Origin of the sequence: Microcoleus sp. D2_18a_B4, from assembly GCF_036702475.1 — a bacterium.
Taxonomy (GTDB): Bacteria; Cyanobacteriota; Cyanobacteriia; order Cyanobacteriales; family Microcoleaceae; genus Microcoleus.
This window is the reverse complement of the sequence record NZ_JAUBTL010000017.1, coordinates 1-15,856: the sequence shown is the minus strand read 5'-3', so window position 1 is coordinate 15,856 and position 15,856 is coordinate 1. Positions and strand designations below refer to the sequence as shown.

Below are 15,856 nucleotides of genomic sequence, written 5' to 3'. Positions count from 1 at the left end.
CCCTATTTCGCGATTATTTCGCTGCATTCTTGCTGCACTTTTAATGGCAGAAAGACGTTGTTTTCGCGCAAGTCTTATTCCCAGTCCAAAATCTAAAACCCAAAATCCCAAATCCTGTTAACCTTCTTGGTTTACGAAGGGCATCAAAGCTACAATTCTTGCTCTTTTGATGCTTCTGGTCAGGTCTCGCTGCTGTTTGGCAGTCAAACCGGTAATCCGGCGGGGCAAAATTTTACCGCGTTCTGTGACGTATTTTTTGAGCAAATCGACATCTTTGTAGTCGATCGGGTCTCCTGGTTTGATTGGCGAAACGCGCCGGCGAAAGTAAGTCATGGTTTGTTGTTTGTTGACTGTTGACTGTTGACTGTTGACTGTTGACTGTTGTCTGTTGACTGTTGACTGTTGACTGTTGACCAATAACAACTGACCATTGACAACTGACAACTGACAACTGATCTACTTGATCTCTTTGTGGGCAGTGTGCTGGTTGCAATGGGGGCAGAACTTTTTGAGTTCTAGCCGCGCCGTCGTGTTGCGACGGTTCTTGGTGGTGGTGTACCGAGACACGCCTTTTGAGCGTTTGCTTACGTTTGTACGGCACTCAGTACACTCTAGAGTAATTATGATGCGGACGCCTTTAGCCATAATTCTAAATAAATTTCGACTAATTTAAACACAATTTATTATCTTCTCACATTGCTCTGCACTTGGTCAAGCAATCTTCTAACTTTGATGTCGAGGGAGTAGCCGCGGCGGGTCCCGACGACCATCGTCCCCCCGATGCGATCGTGGAAAGCTTGGGGAAACCTTTCGCCGGAGTTGAGGGCAACGCTACAGTCGATCGCCAGGGGCAGCATCAGCAGCAAGACGGCGGCGTTGGTAGAGGTGAGCCCAGCTATACCTGCGAAGGCTAAGGCGGCGCAAAAGCCCAGCAATGCTTCGCGCTTGCACAGTTCTTGCACTCCCGGAGTCCGTAGGAATCTGGTATCGGCAATTTTCATGTCCAAAGCCCAGCGCCCAATACTTTGACCTTGGTTTTTCCTGACGATGGCTACGCGCAGGATCAGCCACAGCAAAACAAAAAATATGGTTTGGGCGATCGCATTAGTGCCCAGAAGCAAACTGGGCAGCCAAACTGCGATTCCGTCAATGCAGAAGGCCGCTGCGCGGCGGCCGACGGATACTTTGGGAAGGAGGGGTACTAAATCGGAACTCATAGGCAAAAAGGTCGATCGCTACTAGCTACTTTTTCATATTAAGCTCTCGATTAATCGATCGGCATCACTGGCGCGTAAATCAACGTCAAAGCCAACCGCTAATTCTTCAACCTGAAAATGGATTTTCGCCTATTCCCAACTGCTTTTTCGACTTTTCCACCTCTTCCCAGAGTGTTTGTATCTGAGTAAATGCCTGTTCCACAGAGATTTTACCGTTAGATGTCAAGGAACTTATGTAACCCACTCGCTGAGAAAACTCTTGTAAATTCGCATTAAATACTAAATTCTCTGGCTTTACTTCACCGTAATAGCGAGTTTGAGGATATAAAAAATTTGAATTTGCTACCATTGCTTTAACCTCGCCTGAAAACTTTTTTCCTGAACATATCAATATTATAAACCACCATCACCTGCTAAAGTTGTGTTGCACTTAGCAGAAATCCTGTGACATTTGGCGAACTTTTTTGTGATGGCAATTACACCGACCGATGAGGGTGACAAAAACCTCAGTAATTTCACATATACAAATTACGCAGGCGGGGTCAATCGATTTTAGATTTTAGATTTTAGATTTTAGATTTTAGAATGGAAGCATTGACTCCACGGATAAATTCGGGGGGCAAGTTTCATCGGATACAGGTTTTTTTTCTCCACGGATGAATCCGGGGGCTTGTATGCTGGATGCTTTCGGTCAACAACCTGGTTTCTGCGTTAAGGCTTATAACTTCGGATTTGGCGTCTAAACCAGGTTTTTGTGAGGCCAGGACTGAGTTATTGAAATAAGTGACAAAAACCCCTGAAATGGATAATATTATTGCAGAGATAAATTAGTTAGAGTTTTAGTAGGAATCTGCGTAATGTATCCCAATGCGCGTGAAGCGAAGCTATCCCGTTCCCCGCAGGGGTTCCCGAAGGGTAGGGAATCGCCCCGTCCCAAACTCCGGCTGAGGCAAGTTTTAATCAGACTTCCCATCGCCGTAATTGCTGGTATTATCATCGCCTTCAACATGCCTCACTCCTTAATTCCAGTGTTTAAAGAATCCGTATCCCAAGCAACGCCCCCACCAGAAATCCAGAACCTGCTCGTCGGCAAGCGCAAAATTGTGATAGTGGGCGACAGCATCACCGAGGCCGGGAAATACCCCGGAGGTTACGTTTGGCTGCTGCAACGCTATCTGAATGCCCTTTATCCCGATCGCAAAATCGAAATCGTCAACGCGGGGATCGGCGGTAACAAGTCAACTGATATGCAAGCGCGCTTCCAGAAAGATGCGATCGACCAAAAGCCAGGTTTAGTGATGATTAATGTCGGAGTCAACGACGTTTGGCACGCTTTCATCGACTTCCAAAACTATCAGTTTTATCCGGAAGGCAACTGGCGCGCGGGAGTGCCACTGGCACAATATCGGGAGAAAATAACTCAAATGGTGCTGGCGGCAAAAGCCGCAGGAATTCGAGTTGTACTGCTTTCTCCTACTCCGATAGGGGAAAATCTCGACGGCCCAGAAAATCGCCGGTTGCCAGAGTATATTGCCGCGATGCGAGAACTTGCGTTAGATAATCAGTGCTTGTTTATTGATTTGAATGCGCCTTTTCGGGAAGTTATCGGCACGTATCAAAAGCACGCGGGCAAGACTGTGAATTTGTTGGCTGCTGATGGAGTTCACCCGAATCCGTCGGGGTATCAAATTATGGCTTTTACTATTTTGCGAGGTTTGGGAGTACCCGCAAATGATATTGAGAATTTAGAAGTCAAAAAGTGAATCTTTGAATGTAGTTGACTGTTGACGGTTGGCTGTTAATTGAAAGTATCGAAGCTACAACCCCCCTGATTTAGATCGGGGGTAACTTATTCCAATCTAAAATCATTCAATTGGCGGATGATACCGCTTCAACCAACAGCTACCAATAATCACCAACGCAACCACAACAATAATTTCCGTCCAAAAAAACGACAGAAAATCACTTGCAGTTCCCACCGGAGGCACTCCCGGTTGAGCATTGCGGATAGCAGGAAAAGCAAACAGCATCACAGCAGTCCAACTCAGCATTCCCACTTCCGGCACTTTGCCCGATTTCATCACTTTTAATGCTAGCAACAATGCCATAATTGACAGCACCCACATGATGACAATAATCACTAACGCAAAGAACTTCACCGGCAGCGATCGAGTTGCAGAAACATCGATATAAATAAAGATAGATGAATTCTCTTCCATCGGCTTATAACTAATGTCGAAACCTGGAACATCGGCATTAAACTTAAATTCCAGCGGCACGGGATTCAGTTCAAATGGAGCAAACTTTTTCCCAATCGAAGGCAGCGGGTCGATGGAAATAGCTACTTTAGCAATGTGCTTGTCAAACGGATAATTATTAATTTTTCCCTTGACTAAGTTGAATTTTAATGCAGGGACAATCATCGGTTTGCCTTCTTTAAAGGTAATTTCCGAATCCGGTACATTTGCGCCGTTAACTGTCATTAACAAGTCTTGAGCTGGGTAAGTTGGCCCTTTTTTATAAATACCTTTGAGTTCAAACTGCAACCGGGCTTCTAATTCGTTTTTAATGGGATCAACGGCAATTAATGTCATTTTGAGCTCAACCAAGCCTTTGGACGCTACAGCGCTTTCGGGAGATAAATTATAAGGCTCTTGGGCGTTAGCATTGTGAGAATAAATAGATAAGATAATTGCCAAGATTACGACGATACTGCAAATTAAAATAAGTAGTTTGTGGAGAGGAAATTTGTTGACAGTTTGCATTTACTAGGAATTTTTATCTGTTGAATTTTTGTTAGTATTTCTCGCAGTCTCCGCAGTCCGCCAGGGGTTTAAACCCCTGGCTCATAGAAGACAGTCGGTTGAAACCGACTGAAGAAACTCGATCGATAATAAATGTTGGTTTTAGTCCTCTTTTAGAGGACTTTCGCTGTGAGCCGGGGGTTTTCAACCCCCGGCGGGCTGTGGCGAGCGGCGCAAGAACCAGGCGAATCAACGCCCAACTAGGAACCGATAGGAAGCAGTACATTTGGTGTAAAACTGCCGTGCAAACCGTAGGGAATGTGCTGTTTTAAATGCAAGCGCGCTACAGGGCCTTTGGTGATGTCGCGAGCATCTAAAATCACTAAGGTCGATCGATGATTAGCTGCATCATACATTAAAAGCAGCAGCCAGCCGTCATCCTCAGCCGTTGCACCTTCAGGCGAGACGCCTGAACCACGGGGAACAAACACCGGTTCTCCCGCAAAACCGCGTGGCGCCGCACTCCAAATTTGCCTTTCACCAGTCACGAAATCCATTTTGAGGATAGCTTGCAAAGGAGCATTTCCAGTGGGAGCATCAGCAGCACCGATATAAAGATATCGGTAAGGTTGTCCGACATTATTGGGATGCAAAGTGGGAAACTCGCAGCACCGAGTTTCAACAACTTGATGCTGTACGGTTTTGTCTTGCAAATTCAACTTAAACCGCCACAATTCTCCCGCTGGAACGCTGTCAAAATCAATCTCCCGAAAATCGCCGTCTGCTTCTACAGTGGGAAATGATTCGTAACAAACTGAGTCAACAAAAACTTCGTCTCCTTCTTCCCAGGCGTTGCAGTGGTGGAACACAAAACAAGGTTCAGTTTCTAATATCTTCACCTCGTCAGTGCCGTTGCGGGGAATTAAAATTGCTTGCGTTGGCTTGTTTGGCGAAAATTGAATGCACTGGGATGCACTCCGAAATCCTAACAGGAATGGTAGAGGATTAAATGAGACGGGATTTTGGAAGAATATGCAGTAATTCGGGGTAATTACCATGTCGTGCAGGAAGGCAAAACCCGGTATTGCATGGGCGTGACGCTGCAAAAGTTTGCCGCTTTCGTCGAATTCGTAAATCGTGATGGTACTCGACAAACCGGGCTTGACAGAAAAGTTTACTAATCTGTCTCCTTTGCCATTTTTCCCTTTTTCAATTCTGGGGTGGGCGGCGAAGGCTTCACCGGGTTGTAAAACGCCGTCTAGGGTGTCTAAGCCGAGTGTTTCTAGGGTACGGGGGTCGAGTCTGTAGGGCTGTGCTGCTTCCCAAAGTGCTAGCAGTTTGTCGCCCCAATAAATGATGTTGGTGTTGGCAATGTTTTTGATTTTGACATCAAAGATGTTGGCAAGCGGGCCCCCCGGTTTCTGTGTGCCGAAAACGCCTCGGTGGAGGATTTTTCCGGCTTTTTGTTCGGCGAGATAGCCTTCTGTGCGGACGAATCGGTTGCGGAAATGGGCGCGGCCTTCGGATATTGCGATCGCACAAATCATCCCGTCGCCGTCAAACGGGTGGTGGATGCGCTGGCCGTTGACTTCCAATAATCCGGGCCCGTTGCGAAAGAATGTGCCTTGCAAGCCGGCGGGGATTTCGCCTTCTATGTTGTCAATCCAGTAATCTGATTCGTTGGGTTGGGATTCGTAGCCGCGCTGCCAGTCTGTGCGATCGTATGATGGGTTTTGGGCGGCTGTTTGAGGTTGGGAAATCTGTAATTTTTGCATGGGTATAATAAGCTTTTATTGATTTAACCGCAGAGAACACAGAGGGCGCAGAGAGAAGGAAATTCGGAGAATAGGCAAACACAGTTAAATTCATCGGTGTATCCGTGTCAAAATCCGTGCGTGCCTTCCTTTATTTGCTATCTGCTGTGCGCCTTTGTGACCTTACTGTCGGTACTAAGTCGGGAAAGTATTCGGGCATGAAATGCTGTCCGCCTGGTTTGGAACTGCCCGGTTCTGGTTCTAATACGGGAAGAGAGTTTTGAGAGTTTGGATCGCTGCTTTCTGTACTCTCGGCGGGCAGCCAATTTAAGAAGGGTAGGGGCAGAAGTGTGGACAGGTTTGTGATGATGACTAGCAGCCAGAGGTTATCGAAATTGCGCTCGGTAATTCCTAGCAAGTGGGTCAAAAGTGCACCGCCTTCGTGGGACAAAAGTCCTGCTAAATTTGTGATTGACATCAGTAGCGCAAATAAAGTTGCTTCGACGCCTCGGGGACACAATCGGGCGGAGAGTACCAGCACCGGCATATAAGCAATTTGTCCGATTACTGTCAGGATCAGACTGTCTCCGATGCTGAACCATTGATCGTCAATTCCTAAAGCTCGGTTCGCATGAGTTACTAATAATAAAGTAGTCATGCCCAAAGCAGTCGCAATGACCGTTGACCAGCCAAAAATTACTCGAAATGGAACTGTTTTAAGGAAGCGTTGAAACAGCCAGACGCCGGCGAGGGCGGCAATGCTGGTAACGAGGCGCACTCGGCCTAGAAATTCTGGTTGAAAGCCTAATTCGTTGGTGGTGAAAAAGAAGAAGGCGGAGTCTGAGCTTGGGGTGGCTTGTAAGAGGAAGAGAAAGGCGGTGGGCAGCCAAATTGTTTTTTGGGTAACAGCTTGCCGCAGTTGTTTTAATTGGTCTTTGACTGTTTCAAAGTCGGTTTTTTTCTCGGTTTTTTCTTCGGCAATTAACCAAGCTGTTGCTGATACAATTAGCGGGAAAGATGCGGTGATTAAAAAGATAGTGTGGGTGCTGAAGTGTTGCAGCAGGGAACCGCTGAGGTAGGCGGTAATTAATCCGCCGAGGGCTGCAGCGCCCCAAGACAAGGATTGCAGGGAACCTGCGTCGGTAACGGATTCTTTTCTGGCCCTTTCGACTACCAGGGAGTCGGCGATTACGTCGCTGACGGCGAGGGAGAGGGAACTCAGGGCGATCGCGCCTGTAGCTGCAAGCGGTGTGTGTACAATTGTTGCGAGGCTCACCCATGCTGACGTTCCCAGCAGCCCGGAAAGGACGATGTAAGGGCGTCTGCGGTAGCCGAATATCGGCAAACCGTCCGACATGAAGCCGAACACGGGTTTGATAATCCAAGGCAGGGCGACGACACCCAGCATTGCCGAGACTTCGGCGGGACTCATACCTAGTTCGTCTTTGAGAAAGAAGCTGACGGCTAAGCGGGCGAGTCCGAGAATGCCTTGGACGAAGTAAATCAGTAAGATGGCTATGAGTTCGGGGGTTGGCTCATTCCCAAAGAATACTTTTTCTTTTAAAGATTCTTTGAGTTTGCTGACGCCGGAGGGGGAAACGAGCATTTGAGCAATATTTCTTAATGAATCTCAATATTTATAACACATTCTTAATGGTTTGCGGGAACTGCCGGAGGTGGGATGCGAAAGTGAAGGGGAGGTGGCAGCTACTATAAAATTATGATGAGCTCGAATTAAAGGATTTTGGGTAGCAATGAAAGCAGAAATTAGAATTGTCTTTCTGGCAGCAGCTTGGATTTTAGGAATGGGGAGTAATTTAGCCTTAGCTGTACCTGTTGCTAACAAGCAAGGTGATTATCCGGTGCCGCCTGCGAGACAGCGGGGCAATCGGCAGGTAAATTGGGTGGTTGTTGACTCAGATTCTCAAGGGTTGAATTGCCGGATGGCTCAGAGATTTCGCTCAATTTCTGTAGACGGTTTGGATGCGCCTGCTGAGTTGTTTGAAAGAAATAAACACAATGTTTCGCAGTGGGCTGTCGTGACTGCGTTTCGGCGCGGAAAACGATTGCAAGCGGTGACAGGAAATAATGCCAATCAAATTATGATTTCTGACTCTCAGGGTAAACCTTGGCTGCCGATTTCCACGCAAAAAGGCAATTGTTTTGTGCGGGCGAACAGCCGTTTTATTAAACCGATTCGGGAAAATTCCACGACTTTAAAACCGTTAGAATAAGGCAGAATGGAAACAGGAAAAACAAAGCTTAGATTATACAACTTATATGCAAACCGCGAGCAATTCTCAAACCCTAACAATCCAACTGTCTCCTGAAGACAGCGAAAGGCTTTTGGCAGAAGCAAAACGCCGTCGAGTTGATGCCAACAGCCTAGCCGAGATGCTGCTGCACGACAGCTTAACCCAGCTAAATCCAGTTTCTTTGGCTGATATTAAATCTTTGGAAAAATTGTACAGCTTCCGGGAAAAAACAGAAATATTGCAGTTCCTAGAAAAATATCAGTTTTTGATTCCCATATTGCTGGAAGCACCAGACAAAATTTCCAATTACTTCCCCGGTAAAAAGTTGTGCCTTGAAGTTGAGGCAGACTCGGAATTTATTGACTCCGCGCAGCTATTTCTGGATATTATTATTGATGGTGACGCCGATGAAATCATAGACGAGGCACTTGACAAAGAAGAAAAATTGTCTGAGGATTGGTATTTACCTCTGCCGTATGAGGTGCGGAGAGTTTTTAGTTGTGGCGTGCGCTAATAATGACTTTTGACTGGTCGCAGTACCTGAATCTAGCAAAAGAATTTCTCGGTCAACCGACTCCTCCTGCCAATCAAGAAGCCAAAATGCGATCGGCTATCAGTCGGGCATATTATGCAGCTTTTATCAGTGCTAGAAATTACTTGCAGGAAACAGAAGGGCATTCTATTCCGAAAACGGCAGATGCTCACAAGTATGTTGTGCAGCAGTTCAAACAGAGTTCGGACGCCGATCGTAAAAATATAGGGAGGAACTTGGAAAAGTTGAGGAGGGATCGAAACCAAGCCGATTATAACAATAGTGTACCCGAACTGTTCAAGATTAGCAAAATAGCTGTCAAGCGATCGCAGCGGGTAATCTCTCAGTTAAGCAACTTATAAACTGTCAAGTTTTAAGCCCTAGCGAGTCACTGTTTCGACAATTATTTTCTTAGTTTCAGCGGGTGTCAAATTTGGATTTTCCTACTTGGTCTACAATCTAAAGTTGATAGGTAATGTGGGCAAGATTTCCCTATTCTATTTAGGACTGTTATATGATTATCGATCCTAAAAATGTGCCGGAAATTACGGGTTCCAAGTACCCTCAGCAATTCCAATATGCTGTTGCGGGGAGAGTAAAAAAACGCTTGGGCGATGCTGCCGGATTGCAGAATTTTGGGGTAAATTTGGTGAGACTTGCACCGGGAAGTTGTTCTGCTCTCAGGCACTGGCATACCCGTCAAGATGAGTTAATTTATGTTCTGGAAGGGGAAGTTACTCTGATTACAAATTCGGGAGAGCAAGTGCTGAAACCGGGTATGGCGGCGGGTTTTCCGGCGGGTGATGCAGACGGCCATCATTTAGTCAACCGCTCGAATGCAGATGTTGTTTATCTCGAAATTGGCGATCGCACTGATGGTGATTCAGCTAATTACCCAGATGATGATTTAATTGCGAAAGCTAACGGGAATAGTTGGATTTTTACTCGCAAAAATGGCGAGGTTTATGAGAGTTGAAAATTTATGAGTCAAGTGAATCTTTGGACTTCGGCGGAACACGCTTTGTGGTATCTTGCTAAAGCTGATGGTATTCCTCACCGCACTGAAGGTGAAGCGGTTTTGTTGGAGGAAGTGCCGAAAAATGTGAAGCGAATTCTGGATGTGGGCACGGGAGACGGGCGGTTGCTGGGTCTGCTTAAGTGCGATCGACCAAATGTTGAATGTGTGGCGATCGACTTTTCGCCGACAATGCAGGAAAAAGCCAGAATTCGCTTTGCTGATGACCAGAATGTCACGGTAATCGAGCACAATTTTGATGAATCGCTACCGGATTTGGGCAAGTTTGATGCCGTTGTTTCCAGTTTTGCGATTCATCATGTAGCAGACGATCGCAAACGTTCGCTTTACACCGAGATTTTCGAGCTTTTGGAGCCCGGAGGCATTTTTTGCAATTTGGAGCACGTAGCGTCACCAACTCCCGCTTTGCATGATAAATTTCGAGAGGCGATCGGTATTAGCGATTCGCCAGACGATCCCTCTAATCAATTGTTGGATGTAGAAACGCAATTGCGCTGGTTTAGAGAAATTGGTTTTACCGATGCAGACTGTTATTGGAAGTGGCGGGAACTCGCTTTATTAGTTGGGGTGAAACCTGTTTAGCTGCGGGTAAGCTGTTCGGCATTTAAAGGACTTGCGTAAGGTGCGTCAGCATCTAAGGTTTTCCGTTTCAGCGTAAGGGTTCTAGCTGACGCACCCTACTAGCCTCGTTACTGGTTTAAATGCTCCACAGCTTAAGGACTGCATTCTCGTGTCCTTTTAAAATTGGAAATAGTCACAATTAGTAAGGTGCGTCAGATTTTCAAACCCTGGATAATTGTTCTAAAATTTCACCTGACGCACCCTACAGCTTGATTTTAGTGCCAGTTGCCTAAGTCCTGAATATAAGAGGTTGCTGTTGTAGTAGTAGAAGTTGAGCGCGAACAGTTCTGGTTATTTGAAAATAACCAACAGAGTATTGAGGAGAGAACAGGCGAACTCTTCACCCAAACGATACAGAAAGCAACCGTTTTTTGGAGTAGTGAGCAAATTGATGAACATCCAATTTACACTTGTAGTTAGTTGGGATGGAAGATATTGTCCGATCGCTCGCACATTGGGATCTTACCTAGTTAGAGGGCTGTTTTAAGAGTTATTAACCAAACGATCGAATTAACAACAAACAAAAAGGTATAAAAAATATAGATTGATGGAGCACAGATAGCTCTCCATAAAGAAGGCATTTTAATTTTTTTTAATGAACCGAGCGGGTGAACAAGACCTTCCGGAATTGAGCGAGTATCAAAACTTTTATCTAAGGCGCTTTCATTATTCAAGAATTGGGTGATTGCATTGGCTCTTTGCATGTAATAAAATTGCACCTTCCAGTAGGTAGCTTCTAAAAACCAGAAACCAAAAATTATAACGTATCCTAGGGGAACCAACCCATCTATTTTGCTTGTAAAAACCCAACCAATCAACGCTAGCCAAATGCTAATTGCCGCCGTTTATAATTGCATCAAAATTGTTGTAAAGTTAGCTATTTTTTTCTCTAGTTCCTCTGCTCCTTTTTGCAGCATTGCTAGCTGAAATTCAAATCGATCCATGTTTGATTCCGTGAATGTTTATATTAGAGTTATCGAAAAAATTATAATCTTCTTTTCTTTCGGTGTCGTTAGAGAGCTTCGCCTGACGCACCCTACAAGTCGATTTTAGATTATATATAGCAATCCTTGCAGGAGTCGTAAATTTTTTACCCCACCCCAGCCCTCCCCTTACTAAGGGGAGGGAGTAATACCAATTTAATGTGAAGTTGCACATATCTCGATCCCCCTCGCATACCCCCTACTCCCCCTGATTGTTGGGGAGTAGGGGTTGACTTTGAGAGGAATCTTGTCCCCCCCTCCGGCGGGGGGCGCCAGGGTGATCGGATTCTATGCAACCTCATAAAAAATTGGTATAAGAAATTCACAATTGACTTAGGAGCGCTATAGTAAGGTGCGTCAGCTCCCGAAATTCCCGATCGCTGTTAGAGAACTTCGCCTGACCCACCCTACAAGTCGATTGTTGTGTGACAGTTGCGTCCAGGACTATTAAAGTCACGCACGTGACTGAATTAAATTAAATCAGGGACTTTAGGTTTGATTCGGCGCTCGTACCAGTTCATTAGCGGGGTGGAAGTAATCCCGTGCAAAACCACAGAAATTATGATTGTTGAAAAGGTAATCCAGGCAATTCTTTCCCCTATTTCGCCTTCCAAACCCTTACCAAAAGCATAGGTAAGATAATAGATAGAACCGACACCACGAATGCCGAACCAGCCATAAAGCCAGCGGTTGGCGGGATGCAAAGGACTGCCGATCGTACTAATCCAAGCTCCCACAGGCCGGATTAAAAAAATCAACAATCCAGCTACTAAGAGGGAGTATCCTCCATAGGCCAACATAGGCTCTAGGCGCAAAAGCGAACCTAATAGTAAAATAGTTGCTACTTCCATTAACTTTTCTATGCGCTCGGTAAAGTGCAGTTGGGAAAGCGGCTTTTCTGGGTTTCGGTAACTCCCCTGCACGACAATTCCTGCTACAAAAACTGCGAGAAATCCGTAGCCGTTGACTACTTCGGTGAGGGAATATGTGAGCAGAATTGTGCTGAGGGCAATGAAATCTTCCATTAATTGATCGGCCGGTCGATAGCGTTGGAGTCTTAGATCGATCCAGGTGACGGCTTTAGCTACTAAAATTCCCATAACGATACCTGCGGCGATCGCCCAAATCAAGTCAACTGCTACCCACTGCGAAAACCACTTCGACCAGTTGTTATCTTTTAGCGAATAAATTCCGAAATAAACAAAGGGAAAAGCTAAAGCATCGTTCAAACCGCCTTCGGATGTTAAACCAAAGCGCAATTCATCGCGATCGTCTAGATTAGCTAACTGAACTTCTGAGGCTAAAACTGGATCGGTGGGAGCGAGAATTGCTCCCAGTAAAATCGCCGGGCCCCAATCTAATTTCACAAACCAATGACCGATCGCAGCTACTGCAAAAATAGAAATCGGCATTAAAAAACCGATCAGCCGCACTGTGGAATTCCAGGCCCAAAATTTCAGGGGGCGATTCATTTTTAAGCCGCAACTGAACAGAGAAACAATAACTACAAATTCTGTAAGCCTTACTAAAAATAGAGCTCCGGGACGCAAGTCAATCAGCTTGACGCCGTAGGGCCCCAATCCGATACCGACAATTAGATAAATTAAGGCATAAGATACAGGCAATCGCGAAATCCATCCGGAACCCAAGGTAACGGTAAGCAGGAGGATGCCAATAACTAGCAAGTTGAGAATGTAATCATCCACCATAGCGATCGCACTTTTAATCAGGTTTACCAAGTGCGATTTTGACAGGTAAAAGCTTCGAGCGCATCCACCGCCCGCTAGATTCAGCTATCCTCCGAAAGTTGCAGTTTTTATGCTAAATGACTAACAAGTCCCAACTCACAACTCACAACTGCTGACTACTGACTGCTGACTACTGACTAATAACTAATGACTACTGACTTTTTTCGGTAGCGATGATGTGCAAATCTACGTGTTTGAGCGATCGCACTAACTGTTGAGTCAAAGAACCGCGCAGCAACAATCTCCAGCGGGATTGCTGGCTTTCGCCGATCACAATTTGAGTAATGCGATACTGTTTCGCTACCTCCGAAATTGCTTTGGCTATATTAGTGCCGTTAACCCGCAAAAATTGACCGTTAAATTCTTGACAAAGTTTCTCACAAGTTTCAACGTGCAAGCTTTCTGCTTTTGTTAAAAATCGGTCTGGATCGTTGACAAACACAGCATAAAATTGGGCATTCATATAGCTAGCAATCCTCGCGCCCCGCCGCAGCAGTTGCAAGGAATTCGGATAAGTCGAGATGCACACTAAAACTCGTTCGTGAATGTTGCAAGATTGACCTTTTAAAGTTGCTGCCTCGTCTTCAACATTGTCTGCTACTTCTCGCAGGGCGAGTTCTCGCAAAGCAATTAAATGATGGTTTGCCGGGAATTGGCGGTATTGAAGCGTGCCGCCAAATTAAAGATCGACATCCAGCAATTCCGGTTTTAATTTTAACATCTCATTCTCAAAAATCCTTAATTGAAAGATTAATTGCAGCGGGAGCTCAGGGCTATTGCCTTAAAGGAATTGCGGCGGAAACTTTGGTTTTGGCAATTCGATCGATAGCAGCGGGTGCTTCGTGGTGGGATAAGGTGGCAACTGCGGAAATTCGGGCAGTTTTTGCTAATCCTGAACCTGTGAAAGTAGGGTCAAAATGGGAAGTTTTGGAAAATCCGCTGACGAAGCGAGAACAGGAAATCTTGGCTTTAGTTGCGGGGGGGAAAAGCAATCAGGAAATTGCACAAATATTGTACATTGCTCCGGGGACTGTGCGGGTTCACGTACACGCGATTTTGCAAAAGTTAGAAGTGCGCGATCGCACTCAAGCAGCAGTGCTCGCTATTCAGAAAGGATTGGTAGCAGAAGAGCTTTTAGCGATCGAACCCTAAAAAAGCGAGTTGTGTACCGGAATTGTCGGTTTTTTAAAGGAATTATTGGCTAAACCCGCCCCTATCAAGAGGCTTCTGTTGCAGGTTCACGGGAAATTAGTATTCGTCTTGATTGTTAATTTTACTCATGACATTTAATTTTTGAATTTGCTAAGCTAGACAGGCCTTAATTTTCCTACCGTCATCTAACCAAAGGTGTATTATGCCAAATTTTATCAGTTCAGTTTTTAGTTCGATCGCCTTTCTCGACTCTGCCCTTCCCGACAGCCAAACTCTCCACAACGGCATCGCAGCGGGGACAGAAGTTATTACCCTCGATGCGGCGCGGGATGGAGTAGCACAAATTACTGAGGCTCTAGCGAGTCGCAGCCATATCAAAAGTATTCATATCATCTCCCACGGCCGCCCCGCGAGTTTACTGCTAGGCGCGATCGAGCTAAACTTGACAAATTTAAAAACTTATGCTAAGCAATTGCAGCGTTGGTGGCGCTCGCTGGCAGACAGTGGAGAGATTTTGCTTTATGGGTGTGATGTAGCGGCGGGGGAAAAGGGCGCTAACTTTGTGCAGCAACTGAGTCAGCTAACTAAGGCAAAAATTGCGGCTTCTCGATCGCCGATCGGCAGTTCCGCTATGGGCGGAGATTGGGAATTAGATTATACAACAGGAGCGGTGTCCTCTGGGCTGGCGATCGACCCAGCCACAAGAGCCGCTTACCAATTTGTGTTCGGTTTTACCCTCTATGACGGCACAAGTAACTTTGGGCTTTCTTCTGCAACACCGGGCATAGGGACACCGGGCGGTACTCAATTAGCTTACGGGCAGATACCTCTACCTTTTCTGCCTCCCCCAAATGGTTCTGGTGTTCCTCCTGCTGCTGGTGCGTTCTCGCCCAACACGACGGGCCTTAATACTGCTAGGGTGACTGCCGCGAATAACAATACAGGCTACGCGGGCTATAGCAACTACAAGTACACCCCTACTCCCGCGCCAGGAACATTTAATCTAGTTAACCCAAGTTTCCCCGCACTCAACCTCACCGACGGTTACAGCGTTTCTTTTCGAGTTGCAGTCAACGTTGAAAACAGTAATAGTGACAATCGGGCGGGTTTCAGCATCATCGCCATTAGCAGCGATGCTCAAAATGGCATTGAACTGGGTTTCACCAACCGCAACCTCGCCCCCAACGGAGGCATTTTTGCTCAAACCGGTGGTACACCAACATCAGCTCCCACCTTTACTCGCGGGGAAAGTGCACCTTTTAACATCAGCGAGACTACAGACTATAAACTCGTCGTTCAAGGCAGCACTTACAGCCTGTTTGCCGGCGCCACAGCATTGCTGACAAATCAGCCGCTGCAGAACTATACGGCATTTAATCCGGCAACCAGTCAGCCGGCTTTACCCTTTACTCCCTACAACAAGGCAAACTTCCTATTCTTCGGCGACGACACCGATCAAGCAAGTTCCACTTTTACTCTGGGCCCCATCTCGGTTAATAACTTCCCGGTGGCAAATCCTGACACCTATACTGTCCTGCACGACCAAATTCTCAACGGACTTCCATCCGTCTTAATCAACGACACCGACGCCAACAGCGACCCGCTAACTGCCACTTTAGTCACAGGCCCGACTAACGGTACGATCGCCTTTAATCCCCTCGGTGAGTTCACTTACACTCCGAACCCTGGGTTCGTCGGAATTGATACCTTCACTTACAGCGCTAGCGACGGGGCTGCGACTGTCCCCGCGACGGTGAACATCAACGTTACCAACAGTCTGCCAATAGTAAATCCCGACACCTACAGCGTCCTGC

Annotated in this window: 17 protein-coding genes; 8 read left to right on the top strand and 9 right to left on the bottom strand. The window is 46.2% G+C overall.

Going from position 1 to position 15,856, the window contains the following annotated elements; genetic code table 11:
* Positions 1-117 precede the first annotated feature (117 nt).
* From rpsR to QUB04_RS12440, 4 genes are all read right to left on the bottom strand, one after another.
* Complete coding sequence (gene rpsR, locus QUB04_RS12455; RefSeq protein ID WP_006631377.1) at positions 118-333, bottom strand: 30S ribosomal protein S18; 216 nt, start codon at positions 331-333, stop codon at positions 118-120.
* A 123-nt stretch (positions 334-456) separates the two neighbouring features.
* Positions 457-645, bottom strand: coding sequence for a 50S ribosomal protein L33 (gene rpmG / locus QUB04_RS12450; RefSeq protein ID WP_190658616.1), 189 nt, complete (start codon positions 643-645; stop codon positions 457-459).
* A 38-nt stretch (positions 646-683) separates the two neighbouring features.
* Positions 684-1,217, bottom strand: a complete 534-nt coding sequence (locus tag QUB04_RS12445) for an RDD family protein (protein WP_333284585.1) — start codon at positions 1,215-1,217, stop codon at positions 684-686.
* Between the two features lie 106 nt (positions 1,218-1,323).
* Complete coding sequence (locus QUB04_RS12440) at positions 1,324-1,566, bottom strand: DUF7219 family protein (protein ID WP_333284583.1); 243 nt, start codon at positions 1,564-1,566, stop codon at positions 1,324-1,326.
* 508 nt (positions 1,567-2,074) lie between these two features.
* Here QUB04_RS12440 and QUB04_RS12435 point away from each other — a divergent pair.
* Positions 2,075-2,980 carry an SGNH/GDSL hydrolase family protein gene (locus tag QUB04_RS12435; RefSeq protein ID WP_333284582.1) on the top strand — a complete coding sequence of 302 codons (906 nt, stop codon included), beginning with the start codon at positions 2,075-2,077 and terminating at the stop codon, positions 2,978-2,980.
* A gap of 102 nt (positions 2,981-3,082) precedes the next feature.
* Here the strand turns inward: QUB04_RS12435 and QUB04_RS12430 are convergent, their stop codons facing one another.
* The 3 genes from QUB04_RS12430 to QUB04_RS12420 form a co-directional block, all read right to left on the bottom strand.
* A complete protein-coding gene (locus QUB04_RS12430; protein ID WP_333284580.1) occupies positions 3,083-3,982 on the bottom strand; it encodes a DUF4436 family protein in 900 nt (299 codons plus the stop codon).
* 239 nt (positions 3,983-4,221) lie between these two features.
* Positions 4,222-5,736: a carotenoid oxygenase family protein gene (locus tag QUB04_RS12425; protein WP_333284578.1), complete on the bottom strand. Its 1,515-nt coding sequence runs from the start codon at positions 5,734-5,736 to the stop codon at positions 4,222-4,224.
* Between the two features lie 130 nt (positions 5,737-5,866).
* Positions 5,867-7,321 carry a folate/biopterin family MFS transporter gene (locus QUB04_RS12420; RefSeq protein WP_333284576.1) on the bottom strand — a complete coding sequence of 485 codons (1,455 nt, stop codon included), beginning with the start codon at positions 7,319-7,321 and terminating at the stop codon, positions 5,867-5,869.
* 148 nt (positions 7,322-7,469) lie between these two features.
* Between QUB04_RS12420 and QUB04_RS12415 the strand changes: the two genes are divergently transcribed.
* The 5 genes from QUB04_RS12415 (at position 7,470) to QUB04_RS12395 (ending at position 10,120) form a co-directional block, all read left to right on the top strand.
* Positions 7,470-7,949 carry a hypothetical protein gene (locus QUB04_RS12415; protein ID WP_333284574.1) on the top strand — a complete coding sequence of 160 codons (480 nt, stop codon included), beginning with the start codon at positions 7,470-7,472 and terminating at the stop codon, positions 7,947-7,949.
* Between the two features lie 46 nt (positions 7,950-7,995).
* The gene (locus QUB04_RS12410) at positions 7,996-8,484 is read left to right on the top strand and encodes a hypothetical protein (protein WP_333284572.1); all 489 of its coding nucleotides are present in this window, start codon (positions 7,996-7,998) and stop codon (positions 8,482-8,484) included.
* A gap of 2 nt (positions 8,485-8,486) precedes the next feature.
* A complete protein-coding gene (locus QUB04_RS12405; RefSeq protein WP_333284570.1) occupies positions 8,487-8,864 on the top strand; it encodes a HEPN domain-containing protein in 378 nt (125 codons plus the stop codon).
* 152 nt (positions 8,865-9,016) lie between these two features.
* Entirely contained in the window at positions 9,017-9,478 is a 462-nt protein-coding gene (locus QUB04_RS12400; protein WP_333284568.1) for a cupin domain-containing protein, read from the top strand.
* A gap of 6 nt (positions 9,479-9,484) precedes the next feature.
* Positions 9,485-10,120 carry a class I SAM-dependent methyltransferase gene (locus QUB04_RS12395; RefSeq protein WP_333284566.1) on the top strand — a complete coding sequence of 212 codons (636 nt, stop codon included), beginning with the start codon at positions 9,485-9,487 and terminating at the stop codon, positions 10,118-10,120.
* Between the two features lie 1,492 nt (positions 10,121-11,612).
* On the opposite strand, the gene QUB04_RS12390 is transcribed toward QUB04_RS12395, so the two are convergent.
* Both QUB04_RS12390 and QUB04_RS12385 read right to left on the bottom strand, forming a co-directional pair.
* The gene (locus QUB04_RS12390) at positions 11,613-12,881 is read right to left on the bottom strand and encodes a sodium:proton antiporter (RefSeq protein ID WP_333284564.1); all 1,269 of its coding nucleotides are present in this window, start codon (positions 12,879-12,881) and stop codon (positions 11,613-11,615) included.
* A 160-nt stretch (positions 12,882-13,041) separates the two neighbouring features.
* A complete protein-coding gene (locus tag QUB04_RS12385) occupies positions 13,042-13,515 on the bottom strand; it encodes a universal stress protein (protein WP_333284562.1) in 474 nt (157 codons plus the stop codon).
* Positions 13,516-13,532: 17 nt separating this feature from the next.
* Between QUB04_RS12385 and QUB04_RS12380 the strand changes: the two genes are divergently transcribed.
* Together QUB04_RS12380 and QUB04_RS12375 are read left to right on the top strand one after the other, a co-directional pair.
* Complete coding sequence (locus QUB04_RS12380) at positions 13,533-14,042, top strand: LuxR C-terminal-related transcriptional regulator (RefSeq protein WP_445301047.1); 510 nt, start codon at positions 13,533-13,535, stop codon at positions 14,040-14,042.
* A gap of 202 nt (positions 14,043-14,244) precedes the next feature.
* Positions 14,245-15,856, top strand: a 1,612-nt coding sequence (locus tag QUB04_RS12375) for a DUF4347 domain-containing protein (RefSeq protein WP_333284558.1), incomplete at its 3' end; no start/stop codon positions are given.